The organism is Amycolatopsis sp. ATCC 39116, assembly GCF_000231075.2.
Classification (GTDB): Bacteria; Actinomycetota; Actinomycetes; order Mycobacteriales; family Pseudonocardiaceae; genus Amycolatopsis_E; species Amycolatopsis_E tucumanensis.
The window spans coordinates 1-15,079 of the sequence record NZ_AFWY03000040.1; the positions used below are offsets into that span (position 1 = coordinate 1).

The following is a 15,079-nucleotide window of genomic DNA, read 5'->3' on the forward strand; positions in this document are numbered from 1 at the left end:
CCAGCGGGAATCACCACCCAGCTGCACCCTCCGGCCGCCACCGAGCCCCAGCGCACCCGGGCACCCACCCCCACCGGCGGAAATCACCACCCACCTGCACCCTCCGGCGGCCACCGCGCCCGCCGGCCGCAAAGCACCTGCGGGCCCTCCCGCCTCGCCACCGCGCCCCACCGCCACGCCGCCAGGCGCGAACCACCACCCGGCCGCTCCCCTTCCGCCCCGCGGGCGGGAACCACCGGGCACGGGCCTAGCGTTCCCAGCGCACCTCCGCCCAGGGCACCTCCCGCGTGCCCCGGTGCAGCACCTTCGCCAGCCACGCCAGCAGCCACGGCCCACGCTGGCTGGACCGCTCGTACCCCAGCAACCGGCCCCGCCGGCGAGGAGTCACCAGCACCGCCACGGTCCGTTCCCGGCCGAGCTCGTCCAGCCGCGTGATCAGGTCGGTCACCTTCCCGAGCGGGCGGCCGCTCGCGTCGTACACGCGGCGTCCCAGCAGGTCGCTCGCCCGCACCTCATCCCCCGGCATGTCCGGCTCCCGGGATGCGCGAGATCAGCTTGTCCCGCAACCACTTCTCCAGCGGCGGCACCTCCAGCACCTCCGCGCGCAGCGACAGCGTCACCTCGCTGCTCACCTGCTTCACGTGGTCGTAGGTGATCCGCAGCGGCTCCGTCCGCCCGCCGCCCAGCCGCGCGGCCAGCCCGCACAGCACCTTCCCGAGCAGGCCACCGATCCGCTGCCCCAGCGCGTACTGCCCGACCAGCAACGCGACGACGTGGTAGGTGCCGTCGGGGCCGCGGGCCAGTTCGACGTCGTCGACCTTGCCGACCGGGTGCCCGTCGACGTCGACGATCTGGCGGTCCAGCAGGTGGAATTCGACCCGCAGCGGGTCCGGGCGGCCGTGGGTCATGTCTGCCCCATCCCGGTGATGATCATGAGCGGGATGGCCGCGACCGCGGCGGTGACGATGATGATCAGGAACGTCACGCCGAGGAAGTTCTGCACCCGCCCGTTCGCGTGGTCGCCGAGGTAGTCCCGGTCGTTGGCGACGACCAGGATCGGCAGGTAGGTCAGCGGCAGCACCACCGCGCTGAACAGCAGCGACAGCTCGGTGATCTGCACGGGATCGATCGTCGTCAGCAGCGCCGCCGTGCCGAGCAGCACGCTGACCAGCACGACGGTGTGGAACCGCGCCGCCTCGCGGGGTTTCACCAGTTTGCCCCACTGCCAGCCGAAGTACTGCGCGATCGAGTACCCGGTGGACAGCCCGGTCTCCAGCGCGGCGCCGAACGTGGCCGCGAAGAACCCGATCATCACCACGACCAGGCCCAGCTTTCCCAGCGCCAGCGCGACCGGCAGCGCGGTCTGGCTGAGCTGGTCGACCTGGACTCCGGCGGGGAAGAACACCGTCGCGGCGCAGCCCATGATCGCCAGTCCGAGCAGCCCGCCGAGGGGGAAGCCGACGAAGGTGTTGCTGCGTTCGGTCGCGAGGTCCTTCGTCGTCCACTTCTCCTCGACCCCGCCGGAGGAGAAGAAGAACACCTCGTACGGGGTGAGGGCGGAGGCGAACAGCGACACGGCGAGGTAGCCCCAGGTGCCCCAGTTCTCGCCCTGCGGCGGGCCGGCGTGCGTGAGCTGCTCGGCGAAGGTGCCCCACGGCGGGTCGAGCGCGATCAGGGCGACCACGAACACCACCAGCGCCAGCCCGAACACGCCGAACACCTGCTCCATCACCTGGAACTTCACGCGCCACAGCACGATCCACACGGCGAACGCGGCCAGCGGCACCCACAGCACGTGCGGCAGGCCGCTGGCGAGCTGGATGGTCAGCGCGATGCCGCCGATCTCCGCGGTCAGGGTCAGCAGCGTGACCAGGTAGGACCCGACGAGGTTGGTCATCGCGATGCGCGGGCCGAGGCGCTCGCGCACCAGGTCGAACACGGGGCGGCCGCTGACCGCGGCGACCCGGCCTGCCATCTCGGCGAACACGCAGATGCCGACGACGCCGACGACCACGATCCACGCCTGCCGCATGCCGAAGCGGGCGCCGGACTGGGCGTTGGCGACCAGGTCGCCGATGTCGACGAACCCCCCGATGGCGGTGAGGATGCCCAGCGTGACGGCGATGAGCTTCTTCACTGGTGGCTCGTCACGAACGTGGTCAGCTCGTCGGCGGCCCGCACCAGCTGGGTGTCCGCCGCGGCGATCCGGCCGGTGTCGCCCGAGTCCAGCGCATCCCTGGCCTCGGTGACGCGCGCGACCGCGTCCTGCAGGCGGGGGTGCAGCTCGTCGTAGAGCTGCTGGGTCTCCGGGCTGGTGGGCGGCCGGCTGTCCAGCTCCTCGAGCGCCTTGGTGGCGGTGGCGAGCACGTCGTCGGTGGCCGCGGTGGCGTAGGTGGGGAACAGCCTGCCCTCGGTGTGGGCGCGGATGATCTGGTGCAGGGTGCCGACGGCGGAGAGGCCCTCTTGCGCGCGGACGACCGCACTGTCCTCGTAGCTCGCTGCTGAGCTGCCGGAACAGGCGGTGAGCGTGACCGCGAGCGCGAGACCCGCGAAAGCCGTCCTCTTCCGCATCAAGGGCGGTGTACCCCTTGGTCAACTCCGCAAACAGGGGTGCTTCTCAGGGGTTTCACGGCCGCGCCGCAGGCGATTCTCAGAGAAGCGGGGTTCACTGGACGGCGGAGGAGGGGCACTCATGAGCTACTACCCACCGCAGTACGACCCCTGGGCGCCGCCACCCCCGCCGCCGCCACGCCGGAAGCGCGGGCTGGGCACGGCGCTCGCCACGCTGGGCCTGGTGGTGCTGGTCGTGCTGGGATTCGTCGCGTGGGACCTCGGCCGCGGGTCCCTGTCGCCGGGCAGCGCCTCGTCGCCGCTGGAGCGGAGCCTGCGCAACGAGCAGACCGGCAACTCGACGCTCGACGTGGCCGACGTCGCGGAGAAGGTCGAGCCCGGGCTGGTCGACGTGTACTCGACGCTCGGGTACTCCGGGCAGCAGGCCGCGGGCACCGGGATGGTGCTCACCGGGGACGGCAAGGTCCTCACGAACAACCACGTCGTCGCGGGCGCGACCAGCATCAAGGTGACCGACGTGGACACCGGCCGCACCTACCGCGCCGAGGTCCTCGGATACAGCCGCTCGCGCGACGTGGCGCTGCTGCAGGTGCAGAACGCCTCCGGGCTGGGCACCGTCACCACGGGCGACTCGTCGGAGGTGTCCGTCGGCGATCCGGTGGTGGGGCTGGGCAACGCGGGCGGCGACGGCGGCGAGCCCAGCGTGTCACCCGGGAAGGTGACCGCGCTGAACCAGTCGATCACCGCGACGGACGAGTCTACGGGCAGTTCCGAGCAGCTGACCGGGCTCATCCAGGTGGACGCGAACATCCAGTCCGGCGATTCCGGGGGTGCGCTGGCCGACGCCGAGGGCCGGGTGATCGGGATGAACACCGCGGCCTCGACCGGTTACCAGTTCGGGCAGAACGAGCGCACCGCCGGGGTGAGCGGGTTCGCCATCCCGATCGACGACGCGCTGAGCCTGGCCCAGCGCATCGAGGCGGGCCAGGGCTCCGACACCGTCCACATCGGACCGTCGGCGTTCGTCGGCGTGTCGGTGAGCGACGCGGGCGGCTCGGGCGCGCTGGTGCAGCAGGTGGTGCCCGGCGGCCCGGCGGACGACGCCGGGCTCGTCGCCGGTGACGTCATCGTCGCCCTGGACGGCCGCGCGGTCGGCTCGGCGACCGACCTGACCGCGGTGCTGGACACGCTGCACCCCGGCGACCGGGTCACGGTGACGTGGCTGGATCAGTCCGGGCAGCAGCGCAGCGCGACCGCCACCCTGGTCGAGGGGCCGGTGGGTTAGCCGCCGCGGGGCCGGGGTAGCTGGGAGGTATGACGAACACAGCTCCCCTGCCCGCGGAGCAGGGCGGACGGCCGAGGACCGCGATCGTGACCGGTTCCGACTCCGGTATCGGGCGGGCGATCGCCGTCGCGCTCGGTGGTGGCGGCGTGGACGTCGGCATCACCTGGCACCGGGACGAAGAGGGCGCCAACGCGACCGCCGCGCAGGTGCGCGAAGCCGGCGCGCGCGCCGAGGTGCGGCAGCTCGACCTCGGCGACCTGCCCACGGCGGCGGCCGCGATCGACGAGCTCGCCGAGGCGCTCGGCGGCGTCGACGTCCTGGTCAACTGCGCCGGCACGGGCACCGGCCAGCGGGTGATGGACATGGACTTCGACACCTGGCGGCACGTGCTGAGCGTCGACCTGGACGGCGCGTTCCTGTGCGCGCAGCGGGCGGCGCGGCACATGATCGACGCCGGTGGCGGCGGGCGGATCGTCAACATCACCAGCGTGCACGAGCACGCCCCGAAGGTCGGCGCGGCGCCGTACTGCGCGGCGAAGGCCGGGATGGGCATGCTGACCAAGGTGCTGGCGCTGGAGCTGGCCGAGCACGGCATCACGGTCAACTCGGTGGCCCCGGGCGAGATCTCCACGCCGATGACCGGCCAGACCGACGTGAACCCGCGCGACCAGGAACGCCCCGGCGTGCCGCTGGGCCGGACCGGGCACGCGGACGAGGTCGCCGCCGTGGTGGCGTTCCTGACCACCCCCGCGGCCGGCTACGTGACCGGATCGTCGTACGTGGTGGACGGCGGGATGCTCCTCATGGGCCCCCAGGGAGCCTCCGGCCTCGGCGACAACAGCTGGCGCAAGATCTGACGCGGCCCGTGTTCCGCGGGCGTGAACGTGGGATTCGCGGCGTCAGGCCAGTTCCGCCAGCACCGCTTCGATGCGGCGCGCCAGCCACAGGTCCGGCTCGGTGACCCGGCCCGGGAAGCCCGTGGTGACGGTGAACGTCAGCTCGCCCCGGCGGCGTTCGAACTGCGCGTGGTCGCTCAGTTCCGCCGCGTCCCGCTGCACGCGGCCGATCAGCGCGCCGTGCGCCTGCTCCGGCACGTGCACGGTGCGCGAGAGGTGGCCGGCGTCCCCGCGCCACTCCGCGAGCCCATCCAGCGCCCGGGCGATTTCGGTGTCCGACAGCGTCTCCGGCACGACGTCCTCCTTCCGTTTCCCGGGCGGGTACCCGTGGCCCGCCCAGCGAACCGCGCAAGATTGGAGAAGACGCGCGGCCCCCTTGCTCCTTACGGTCTAACCACCTGACACGGGAAGGAGCGGCGATGAGCGGGGTTCGCGTGCTGGTCGGCACACGCAAGGGTGCTTTCGTCCTGACGTCCGACGAACGGCGCGCCGACTGGGAGGTCACCGGCCCGCACTTCCCGGGCTGGGAGATCTACCACCTCAAGGGTTCCCCCGCCGATCCGGACCGGATCTTCGCCGCCCAGTCGACGAGCTGGTTCGGCCAGCTGATCCAGCGCTCGGACGACGGCGGGAAGACGTGGCAGCCGGTGGGCAACGAGTTCTCCTACGAGGGCGTGCCGGGCACCCACCAGTGGTACGACGGCACACCGCACCCGTGGGAGTTCGCCCGCGTGTGGCACCTCGAACCGTCGCTGACCGACCCGGACCTGATCTACGCCGGGGTGGAGGACGCCGCGCTGTTCCGCTCGAACGACGCGGGCGCGACCTGGCAGGAGCTGCCGGGCCTGCGCGGGCACGGCTCCGGCCCGAAGTGGCAGCCGGGCGCGGGCGGGCTGTGCCTGCACACGATCATCCAGGACCCGCGCGACGCGAACCGCCTGATCATCGCCATTTCCGCGGCGGGGGCGTTCCGCACCGAGGACGGCGGCAAGACCTGGCAGGCCATCAACCACGGCCTGAAGTCGGGCCAGATTCCCGATCCGGACGCCGAGGTGGGCCACTGCGTGCACCACATCGCGCGCCACCCGCAGCGCCCGGACGTGCTGTTCATGCAGAAGCACTGGGACGTGATGCGCAGCGACGACGGCGGCGACAACTGGTACGAGATCAGCGGGAACCTGCCGACGGACTTCGGGTTCGTCATCGACGTGCACGCCCACGAGCCGGACACCGTCTACGTGGTCCCGATCAAGAGCGACGAGCACCACTTCCCGCCGGACGGGCGGCTGCGCGTGTACCGCAGCCGCGGCGGCGGTGAGGAGTGGGAGCCGCTGACGGCTGGGCTGCCGCAGGAGAACTGCTACGTCAACGTGCTGCGCGACGCGATGGCGGTGGATTCGCTGGAGTCGTGCGGCGTCTACTTCGGCACGACCGGCGGTCAGGTGTACGCGTCGGCCGATTCCGGGGACACCTGGGCGCCGATCGTGCGCGACCTGCCCGCGGTCCTGTCGGTGGAGGTCCAGACGCTGCCATGATCCGCGTCCACCTGCCCGCGCACCTGCGCACCATCGCCCACATCGACGGCGAGGTCGAACTGGACCTGAACGGCGCCGTCACCCAGCGTGCCCTGCTGGACGCGCTGGAAGAGCGCTATCCCATGCTGCGCGGCACGATCCGCGAGCACGGCACCGGGAAACGACGGGCGTTCGTCCGGTTCTTCGCCTGCGAGGAGGACCTGTCGCACGAGGAGCCGGACGCCCCCCTGCCCGCGCCGGTGGTCGCGGGCACCGAACCGTTCCTCGTGATGGGCGCGATGGCGGGCGGTTGACTTTTCCCCGGCCCCGCACGGAAACCGCGGAACATTCACCACCGGGGTGAGGCTTGGTCGGCGCACCGGATGTGTCTAGGGTGAAGGCCCCCCGACCGGTCCCCCCGACGCGATGCCCTGGTGATGAAGACAATTAGCGACGACACTGTCGAAATTCCGCGGGAGAAATCCGTTTTCGTCGATCCGTCCGGGCGAAGACGCCGTATCGTGCGCCGCGTGAGCATCGCGGCGTGCGTGTTGGTCAGCGGTTACGCCGTGCTGTTGGTGGCTTCGCTGCTGGGCGCGCCGATCCCCGCCTCCGTGCTCCTGCCGGCACCCGACGCGCCTGCCGCGTCGCCGACGCCGCCGCCACAGGGCGGTCCGTCGGTCGCCGATGACACCACCACCCCACGCGGCACCGACCGGGCGTCGAAGGCCCCGGAGTCGAGTTCGACGGCACCGCCGCCACAGGCTCCGGCCGTGACCACGCCGGCCACGCCGCAACCGCCGGTGTTCTCCGAGGAGCCGCGCAACCCGCGTGCCCGCCCCGATCCACCCGGGCGCGGGCAGGACGGCCAGCCGGAACCCGGCCGGTGACCCGGCACCGGCGGCCGAGCCCGCCGAAGGCCCACTGGCTGCTGCTGTCGGCGATCCTCGCGGTCGTCGCCGGCCTGCTCGCGCTCGACACGGTCGTCAAGGGCGCGGACGGCGGCGAGGACACGTCACCGCCGGGTCCCGCGACGACCGTGCCCGCGCAGGTGCGCGGCGGCGGCGCGGTGATCGACCCGCGGTCGCCTTCCCCAGCCACCGCGCGGGCGCGGGACCACACGATCGCCCTGACCTTCGACGACGGGCCGGATCCGGTGTGGACGCCGCGGATCCTCGACGCGCTGGACCGGAACGGCGCGAAGGCGACGTTCTTCGTGACCGGCGCGCGCGCCGCGCAACACCCGGACCTGGTCCGCGAGATCCTGGCCCGCGGCCACGAGATCGGCAACCACACCGCGAGCCACACCGACCTGAGCGCGGCGAGCGACTTCCGGGCCGATCTGGAGATCCGCACGACGGACCTCGTCCTCGCCGGCACCGCGGGCGTCCTCCCGGCCCTGGTGCGGCCGCCCTATTCGTCCACTCCGGACAGTCTGGACGATCGGGACTGGGCCGCGGCACAGCGCTTGGGCGCGGACGGCAAGATCGTGGTCTTGTCCGATGTGGACTCTCAGGACTGGCGCCGCCCCGGTGCCGACGCGATCGTCGCCGGCGTGACCCCGGCCGGGAACGCCGGCGCGGTGGTCCTGATGCACGACGGCGGCGGGGACCGCGGGCAGACCGTCGAGGCGCTCGACCGGCTGATCCCGGAACTTCGGTCGCGCGGCTGGACGTTCGGCACGGTCAGCGAGTCCGTCGGGCTGTCCGGCACCCAGGCGGCGGCGCCGGTCCGCGCGCGGATCGGCGGCTGGCTGCTCGTGTTCGCCGTGGGCGCCGGGGAGTTCGTGGCGGGCGCGCTGTTCGCGCTGACGGTGGTGGCGACCGTGCTGGCGCTGCTGCGCACGGTTCTGCTCGGCGTGACGACGAGCCTGCACGTGCGGCGGCGGCGTCCGCGGGAGGCGCCGGACCAGCCGGTGACCGTCATCATCCCCGCCTACAACGAACGCGAAGGCATCGAGTGGGCTGTTCGCTCAGCGCTCGCCGCGGGCCCGCGCGTGCAGGTGATCGTGGTCGACGACGGATCCACCGACGGCACCGACGCGCTGGTGGAGCGGATCGCCCGCCGCCGCCCGAGCGTGCGCCTGATCCGGCAGGCCAACGCGGGCAAGGCGGCCGCGTTGAACACCGGTCTCGCCGCCGCGCGCACCGAGCTGGTCGTGCTGATGGACGGCGACACCGTGCTGGAGCCGGGTTCGGTGCCCGCGCTGGTGCGCAACTTCGCCGATCCGGCCGTGGCCGCGGTGTCCGGCAACGCGAAGGTCGGCAACCGCGGCCGCCTGCTCGGGCGGTGGCAGCACATCGAGTACGTGTGCGGCTTCAACCTGGACCGGCGGCTCTACGACGTGCTCGAGTGCATGCCCACGGTGCCGGGCGCGGTGGGCGCGTTCCGGCGGTCGGCGGTGCTGCGAGTCGGCGGGGTACCCACGGACACGCTCGCCGAGGACACCGACCTGACGATGGCGCTGGAGCGCGGCGGGTGGCGCGTGGTGTACGAGGAGGAGGCGCGGGCGTTGACCGAGGCCCCGGCGACGCTGGCGGAGCTGTGGAAGCAGCGGTACCGCTGGTGCTATGGGACGCTGCAGTCGGTGTGGAAGCACCGGCACGCGGTCGCCGAGCGCGGCAGCGCGGGACGGCTGGGGCGGCGCGGGCTGCCGTACCTGCTTCTGTTCCAGGTGCTGCTGCCGATCGTCGCGCCGCTCGTCGACGTGGCCGCGGTGTTCGGGCTGTTCACCGGCGACCGGTGGCTGGTGCTCGGGGCGTGGCTGGCGTTCCTGGCGCTGCAGGCGATCCCGGCGGTGGTGGCGTTCCGGCTGGACCGGGAACCGCTGCGGCCGCTGCTCGCGCTGCCGCTGCAGCAGTTCGTCTACCGGCAGCTGATGTACCTCGTGGTGCTGCAGTCGCTGAGCACGGCGCTCGCCGGGGCGCGGCTGCCGTGGCACAAACTGCCGCGGCGCGGGCTGCTCAGGCCTTGACGAGCGGGCGGGCCCTGACGAACGAGCGGGCCCTGACGAACCAGCGGGCGCAGTCGAGCACGGTGTCCGCGAGCGGCCGCGGGTTCCAGTCCAGCACGTCGCGGGCCTTGCCGGTGGCGAAGCGGAACTCCTCGCCGAGCTCGGGCACGACCTGGCGCAGCGCGGGGTCGAACAGGGCGGCGGCGCGGACGAGCGGGCCGGGCAGCCGCCGGGACGGCACTCGCGCGCCGGGCTGCCCGCGCAGGATGGCCGCGATGTCCTCGATCCAGTGGAACGGGCCGGTGGCGAGGAACCGCTCCCCAGCCGCGGCCGGGCTGAGCATGGCGGCGACGTGCAGTGCGGCGACGTCGCGCACGTCGGTGAACGGGAAACCCAGGCGCGGCAGCCCGGGCATCCGGCCGGTCACGAGCCGCTCGACCACCGACAGCGAGTAGGACGGGCGGCCGCGCACGGGTCCCAGCAGCGTGCCGGGCGCGATCACGGTCAGCCGGTCCGTCATGCCGTGCTCGCGAGCGTACGCCCACGCGGCACGCTCGGCGAGGGTCTTCGAGCGGACGTAGGCGCGGGCCAGCGGGTGGCCGGGGTCGGTCCAGTGGTCCTCGGTGATCGGGTCGGGCCGGGGGCCTGCCGGGTAGGCGGCCGCAGAGGACGACGAGGTCACCACGATCCGCCGGGCGCCCGCGGCCCGGGCGGCGGCGAGGACGCGAAGGGTGCCGTCCCGGGCGGGGCCGACCAGGGCGGCGGGATCCCGCGGCGGCACGGCCGGGAACGGCGACGCGACGTGCAGGACGAAGTCGCAGCCCGCCGCGGCCTCCGCCCAGCCGGCGTCGGAGCCGAGATCGGCCTCGACGACGGTGAGGCGGGCCGTGGGGTGCCCGGGCGGCAGCTGGGCCGCCACCACCGGACGGTGGGAGCGGTCCCGGACGGTGGTCCGCACGTGGTAGCCGCGGGTCAGGAGGAGGTCGATGCACCAGCTCGCGAGGTAGCCGGTGCCGCCGGTCACGAGGACGGTTTCGTCGGTCACCCCTCCAGGCTGCGTGTGTGAGCAGGTCGCGGCCTCGTCCCGCGCGCCGGAGGCGGTGGCCTCGCGGCGGATGGTCGCTCGTTCCCGGGGAGGAGGCGCTCGGCGGGGTTTTCCGGAACGCCGCCACGCACCGAGCCCGGCGGCCACCCGGGGCCGGATCTCCGTTGGAGGCGCCGCCCGGCGCTACCGGACAGCCCCAGGCACTCCGGCGCACCAGCCACCCAGCCCAGGCAGACCTCCCTCCCCCAGGAGGAAACTCCCGTCCCGACCGCCGCACAGCCACCGCCCCGCCCCAACCTCGGCCCAACAGCCACCCAGCCCAGCCGAACCCTCCTCCCCCAGCGGAACCACCCGGCCCAACCGCCGCACACCAACCCCGGCCCCACAGCCACCCAGCCCAGCCGAACCCTCCTCCCCAGCGGAACCACCCGGCCCAACCGCCGCACAACCACCGCCGCACACCAACCTCGGCCCCACCGCACTCCGGCGCACCAGCCACCCAGCCCAGGCGGATCCCCTCCCCCAGAGGAACCACCCGGCCCGACCACCCGACCGCCACCACCCCGCGCACCAGCCATCCGAAATCGGCGGAACCTCCTTCCCAGGGAGGAGCCGCCCGGTGCGCCCGCCCGTTAGTGTCGGTTCTGTGCTTCTGGCGTGGGTTGGGCGGGCGGTCGGCGACCGGTTCGGGCCCGCGCGTCTGCTGCCGCTCGTGATCGGCCCCGGCTACCTGCTCCTGGTGCAGCGGCCGGAGCCGACGCCGGCGGACTGGGTGGTCGTGTTCGCCGCGGCCGGGGTGTTCCTCGCGGGCGGCGTGTGGCCGCTGGCGGTCGCGGGGGTGGAGTCCCTGCTCATCCTGGCCGCGCACCAGTGGGCCGACGCCACACCGGTGGCGGTGAAGGTGCTGGCCAGCGTCGCGGTGTTCGAGCTGGCCATCCGCCGCCCGATGCGCGAAGCCCTGGTCGGCGCCGGGGTGCTCACCGCGGTGTACTTCGTGCTCGGCACCTACGACCACGTGCTGACCGGCGTGCTCGCCGTCGGCTACCGGGTCCTCACGGTCGTCGGCGGCCCGCTTCTGCTCGGCGCCTACCTGCGGGCCGGGGTGCGAGCGGTGGCGCAGGCGAGCGCGCGGGCCGCGGAGGCCGAGGCGCGCCGGGAACTGGCCGCGCGCGGCGCCCGCCTGACCGAGCGCACCGAGATCGCCCGCGAGCTGCACGACCTGGTCGCCCACCACGTCGCGTCGATGGCGCTGCGCGTCGGTGTGGCGCGGGCGGTGGTGCCGGACCTGGATCCGCGGGTGGGCGAGGTGCTCGACGACGTGCACGCCTCGGCCACCCGGACCCTGGCGGACCTGCGGGAGCTGGTGTCCGCGCTGCGCGACCCGGCCAGCGTGCGCGACCACGGCGTGCTCATCGAGACCGCCTCGCTGCCCGCCGCGGTGGAGTCGGTGATCGGGCGCAGCAGGCAGGCCGGGCTGGCGATCGACTGCCGCGTCGACCCCGCCATCGCGGCGCTCGACTCGCTGCGCGGCCTGGCCGTGCTGCGGCTGGTGCAGGAGAGCCTGACCAACGTCGCCAAGCACGCGGGCCCCGGCGCGCGGGCGAGCGTGCGGGTGGACGCCGGCGCCGGGCAGGTGCTCGTCGAGGTCACCGACACGGGTGGCGCGCGGGACGGCGACGGCGAGCCGGGCTACGGACTGGTGGGCCTGCGGGAACGCGTCGACCTGGTCGGCGGCACCCTCGACGCGGGCCCGCACGGCGACGGCTGGCGGGTGCGTGCGCTGTTCCCGGCGGAGACGTCCGCCCCGGTCGATTCGGAGGTCCCGTGATCCGCACCCTGCTCGTCGACGACCAGCAACTCGTCCGCGCCGGCCTGCGCATGCTGTGCGAGTCCACACCGGACATCGAGGTCGTCGGCGAGGCGCCGCACGGCGGTGAGGCGATCCGGCTGGCCGGCCGGGTCAAGCCGGACGTGGTGCTGATGGACCTGCGGATGCCCGGCACGGACGGGATCACCGCGACGAAGACGATCCTGGGCGAACGGCCCGCGACGCGGATCGTGGTGCTGACGACCTTCGACGACGACGAGCACCTGTACCCGGCGCTGGCCGCGGGCGCGTGCGGGTTCCTGGCGAAGGACGCCACGCCCGCCGAACTGCTCGACGGCATCCGCCGGGCGGCCGCGGGCGGCAGCCCGTTCAGCGACGACGTGCTGCGGCGCCTGGTCGGGCAGGCGGTGCGGTCCAGGGCGGAACGGCCGGACCTGCCACTGACCCCGCGCGAGCGGGAGGTGCTCGGGCTGGTCGGGATGGGACTGTCCAATGCGGACATCGCGGCGCGGATGCACGTCGGCGTCACCACGGTGAAGACGCACGTGGCGAACCTGATGGACAAGACCGGCAGCCCCAGCCGCGTGCACTTGGCGATCCTCGCGGTGCGCCACGACCTGACCCCGGACACCGGGAAACGGTGACCCCCGGCCGGACCGGGGGTCACCGTCAGGGAGAGAGGCGGTGCGGGTGACGTCAGTCGTCGTCGCCCTCGTCCTCGTCGTCGTCCCAGTCGTGGTCGTGGTGGTGGTGACCCGCGACCGACCAGGTTTCACTCGAGTGCGCGCCCTCCGGGCCCGCCCACTGGCAGCCCTCGCCGTAGAAGGAGGTGTGGCCGTTGGTGCCGGAAACGGTGTAGTCGCCACCCGCCCCCTCCGGGCCTGCCGACAGGTTGGCGTCGTAGTAGCCCGCGTAGCCCCAGCCGTGACCGTGACCGTAGCCGTCGTCGTCGTAGCCGTAGTGGTGGCCCGCGACCGAGCCGGTGCTGGAGATCGCGGCGCCGTCCGGGCCGGCGGACGCGGCGGAGTCGCCGTAGCTGTCAGCCGACGCGATGCCCGCGGCACCGAACGACAGCGGGATGGCCAGCAGGCTGGCGATCGCGAAGCGACGAACGTTCATTGTTCTGAATTCCCTTCGTATCAACGGATTCCGGGCCGGAACCTCTGCGGCTCCGCGGACCGGGTGCCCGGGACGGCTGGGGCAAATCCGGCACGCAGATGTGACGCAGGACACGTTGCGATCACGGCGTGGCGACGTGACAGGCGAACTCCCGCTGGTCGGCCCCGCGAAACCGATCCGTCACGGCGGACGTCGCGAATTCCGTTGCCGCGCAGCGCATCCACCCTTGGTGCGTCACTCACGCGTGTGGACTGGACCAGACCGCGGCGCTTGACAAGGCTCGCCCGGCCGCCGATGCTCATCGCAGTAACTGTTACTTCGGGTAATAGCTTCAGCGAGGAGGCGGCGTGGTCCGGCGAGTGGTGTCCCGGGACGGCACGCGCATCGCGGTCGCGGAAGCCGGTGATCCGGCCGCGCCGACCGTGGTGTGCGTGCACGGCTACCCCGACGACCGGTCCGTTTGGGACGGTGTGGCGGCCCGGCTCGCGGAACGGTTCCACGTGGTCACCTACGACGTCCGCGGCGCGGGCGAGTCGGACCGGCCGCCGCGGCGCGACGGGTACGCGCTCGATCGGCTGACCGAGGACTTGGCCGCCGTGCTCGACGAGGTCAGCCCGGACCGCCCGGCGCACCTCGTCGCGCACGACTGGGGGTCGATCCAGAGCTGGCACGCGGTGACCGGGGACCGGCTGCGCGGGCGGATCGCGTCGTTCACGTCGATCTCCGGGCCGTCGCTCGACCACGCCGGGCACTGGTTCCGCACGCGGTTGCGGCGGCCGTCGGGGTGGGGGCCCGCGCTGCGGCAGCTGGTGCATTCGAGCTACATCGTGTTCTTCCAGATCCCGCTGGTTCCTGAACTGAGTTGGCGGTCCGGGGTGGGCCGCCGGGTGCTGCGGCGGCTTTCGGGCAGTGCGGCGGGCCGCCCGGCGGTGGCGGACGCGGTGCACGGACTGGAGCTGTACCGGGCGAACGTCGGCATGCGGCTGTCGCGCCCGCGGCCGCGGCCCGCGGAGGTGCCGGTGCAGGTGCTCGCGCCGCTGGGTGATCCGTACGTGACGCCCGCGCTGCAGACGGACGTGGCGCGGTGGGCGCCGCGGCTGTGGGTGCGCCGGTTGCCCGGCGGGCACTGGATCCCGCGCGAGAGGCCGGACGTGATCGCGCGGTGCGCGGCCGAGCTGGTGGATTTCGCCGAGGGAGCGCCGGAGAGCCGGGGGCTGCGGCGCGCGCGTGCGGGCGCGGCCGAGACGGCACCGGAACTCCACGCACCGCGGCGAGCGCGGACAGCCCGGCTCGACGGGACCGAGCCGGTGGATTCCGCCGAGGCGGCACCGGATCGCCGCGCACCGCGGCGAGCGCGGACGCCCAGGTTCGACGGCTACCTGGTGGTGGTCACCGGGGAGAGCCGGTTCGCTCGGGCGGCGGCCGCCGCGTTCGCGGGGGCCGGAGCCGAGGTGCGCGGCGACGGGCCGGACGTGCCGGACGTGGTGGTGGACAGCCGGGGCACGGCGCGGGACTTCGCGGCGCGGATGGCCGACCGCGGCGAGGGTGGGCAGCTCGTGCTGCACGACCCCGCGGAAGCGGCCCGCCTGCGACGGGACTTCCCCGGCCTGAACGTGATCGTGGCCGGGGACGGCTCCCCGGAGCGCGCGGCACGGCGCGTGCTGCGCGCCTTGGCCCGCAACCGCCACGCGGGAATCTGACGCCCCTGGAAGCCAGTGCGGCGCGGCGTGGGCACCCGCCACGCGGGAATCCGAGGAAGCCCCAGCGGCCCGTGCCGCTGGCCGGTCCCGAGCCCTCGGTCGCCCGTGCCGCTGGGGCAGCACCTGCGTGAGGAATCCCCGGAGGCAGCACTCGCCGCGCGGTGCGCG

Annotated in this window: 16 protein-coding genes; 9 read left to right on the plus strand and 7 right to left on the minus strand. The window is 73.7% G+C overall.

Annotated features, from left to right (window positions below):
* Nucleotides 1-247: 247 nt before the first annotated feature.
* From AMY39116_RS0330005 to AMY39116_RS0330020, 4 genes are read right to left on the minus strand one after another with little or no spacing between them, the layout of a single operon-like run.
* Nucleotides 248-526, minus strand: a complete 279-nt coding sequence (locus tag AMY39116_RS0330005; protein ID WP_020421306.1) for a PRC-barrel domain-containing protein — start codon at nt 524-526, stop codon at nt 248-250.
* Nucleotides 513-908, minus strand: a complete 396-nt coding sequence (locus AMY39116_RS0330010; protein ID WP_020421307.1) for a hypothetical protein — start codon at nt 906-908, stop codon at nt 513-515. The genes AMY39116_RS0330005 and AMY39116_RS0330010 overlap by 14 nt, the downstream gene beginning before the upstream one ends.
* Complete coding sequence (locus AMY39116_RS0330015; RefSeq protein WP_020421308.1) at nt 905-2,137, minus strand: NRAMP family divalent metal transporter; 1,233 nt, start codon at nt 2,135-2,137, stop codon at nt 905-907. Before AMY39116_RS0330015 ends, AMY39116_RS0330010 begins: the two co-directional genes overlap by 4 nt.
* The gene (locus tag AMY39116_RS0330020) at nt 2,134-2,571 is read right to left on the minus strand and encodes a hypothetical protein (protein ID WP_020421309.1); all 438 of its coding nucleotides are present in this window, start codon (nt 2,569-2,571) and stop codon (nt 2,134-2,136) included. Before AMY39116_RS0330020 ends, AMY39116_RS0330015 begins: the two co-directional genes overlap by 4 nt.
* A gap of 121 nt (nt 2,572-2,692) precedes the next feature.
* On the opposite strand from AMY39116_RS0330020, the gene AMY39116_RS0330025 reads away from it, so the two are divergent.
* The gene (locus tag AMY39116_RS0330025; protein ID WP_084506186.1) at nt 2,693-3,856 is read left to right on the plus strand and encodes a S1C family serine protease; all 1,164 of its coding nucleotides are present in this window, start codon (nt 2,693-2,695) and stop codon (nt 3,854-3,856) included.
* Between the two features lie 29 nt (nt 3,857-3,885).
* Nucleotides 3,886-4,713, plus strand: coding sequence for an SDR family oxidoreductase (locus AMY39116_RS43855; protein ID WP_051123626.1), 828 nt, complete (start codon nt 3,886-3,888; stop codon nt 4,711-4,713).
* A 42-nt stretch (nt 4,714-4,755) separates the two neighbouring features.
* Here AMY39116_RS43855 and AMY39116_RS43860 read toward each other — a convergent pair whose 3' ends face one another.
* Nucleotides 4,756-5,046, minus strand: coding sequence for a 4a-hydroxytetrahydrobiopterin dehydratase (locus tag AMY39116_RS43860; protein WP_020421311.1), 291 nt, complete (start codon nt 5,044-5,046; stop codon nt 4,756-4,758).
* Nucleotides 5,047-5,171: 125 nt separating this feature from the next.
* Between AMY39116_RS43860 and AMY39116_RS0330040 the strand changes: the two genes are divergently transcribed.
* From AMY39116_RS0330040 to AMY39116_RS0330055, 4 genes are all read left to right on the plus strand, one after another.
* A complete protein-coding gene (locus tag AMY39116_RS0330040) occupies nt 5,172-6,287 on the plus strand; it encodes an exo-alpha-sialidase (RefSeq protein WP_020421312.1) in 1,116 nt (371 codons plus the stop codon).
* Entirely contained in the window at nt 6,284-6,580 is a 297-nt protein-coding gene (locus tag AMY39116_RS0330045) for a MoaD/ThiS family protein (RefSeq protein ID WP_020421313.1), read from the plus strand. The genes AMY39116_RS0330040 and AMY39116_RS0330045 overlap by 4 nt, the downstream gene beginning before the upstream one ends.
* A 216-nt stretch (nt 6,581-6,796) precedes the next feature.
* Complete coding sequence (locus tag AMY39116_RS0330050; RefSeq protein WP_020421314.1) at nt 6,797-7,156, plus strand: hypothetical protein; 360 nt, start codon at nt 6,797-6,799, stop codon at nt 7,154-7,156.
* On the plus strand, nt 7,153-9,240 hold the full coding sequence (locus AMY39116_RS0330055) for a bifunctional polysaccharide deacetylase/glycosyltransferase family 2 protein (RefSeq protein WP_020421315.1): 2,088 nt from the start codon (nt 7,153-7,155) through the stop codon (nt 9,238-9,240). Before AMY39116_RS0330050 ends, AMY39116_RS0330055 begins: the two co-directional genes overlap by 4 nt.
* Here AMY39116_RS0330055 and AMY39116_RS0330060 read toward each other — a convergent pair.
* Nucleotides 9,230-10,264, minus strand: coding sequence for an NAD-dependent epimerase/dehydratase family protein (locus AMY39116_RS0330060; protein ID WP_020421316.1), 1,035 nt, complete (start codon nt 10,262-10,264; stop codon nt 9,230-9,232). The two genes, AMY39116_RS0330055 and AMY39116_RS0330060, sit on opposite strands and share 11 nt — an antisense overlap.
* 646 nt (nt 10,265-10,910) lie before the next feature.
* On the opposite strand from AMY39116_RS0330060, the gene AMY39116_RS43865 reads away from it, so the two are divergent.
* Both AMY39116_RS43865 and AMY39116_RS0330070 read left to right on the plus strand, forming a co-directional pair.
* A complete protein-coding gene (locus tag AMY39116_RS43865) occupies nt 10,911-12,092 on the plus strand; it encodes a sensor histidine kinase (protein WP_020421317.1) in 1,182 nt (393 codons plus the stop codon).
* A complete protein-coding gene (locus AMY39116_RS0330070; protein WP_020421318.1) occupies nt 12,089-12,736 on the plus strand; it encodes a response regulator transcription factor in 648 nt (215 codons plus the stop codon). The genes AMY39116_RS43865 and AMY39116_RS0330070 overlap by 4 nt, the downstream gene beginning before the upstream one ends.
* A gap of 52 nt (nt 12,737-12,788) precedes the next feature.
* Here AMY39116_RS0330070 and AMY39116_RS0330075 read toward each other — a convergent pair whose 3' ends face one another.
* Complete coding sequence (locus AMY39116_RS0330075) at nt 12,789-13,211, minus strand: hypothetical protein (protein WP_020421319.1); 423 nt, start codon at nt 13,209-13,211, stop codon at nt 12,789-12,791.
* 347 nt (nt 13,212-13,558) lie between these two features.
* Here AMY39116_RS0330075 and AMY39116_RS43870 point away from each other — a divergent pair, with 347 nt between their 5' ends.
* Nucleotides 13,559-14,911: an alpha/beta fold hydrolase gene (locus AMY39116_RS43870; RefSeq protein ID WP_369794362.1), complete on the plus strand. Its 1,353-nt coding sequence runs from the start codon at nt 13,559-13,561 to the stop codon at nt 14,909-14,911.
* Nucleotides 14,912-15,079 lie beyond the last annotated feature (168 nt).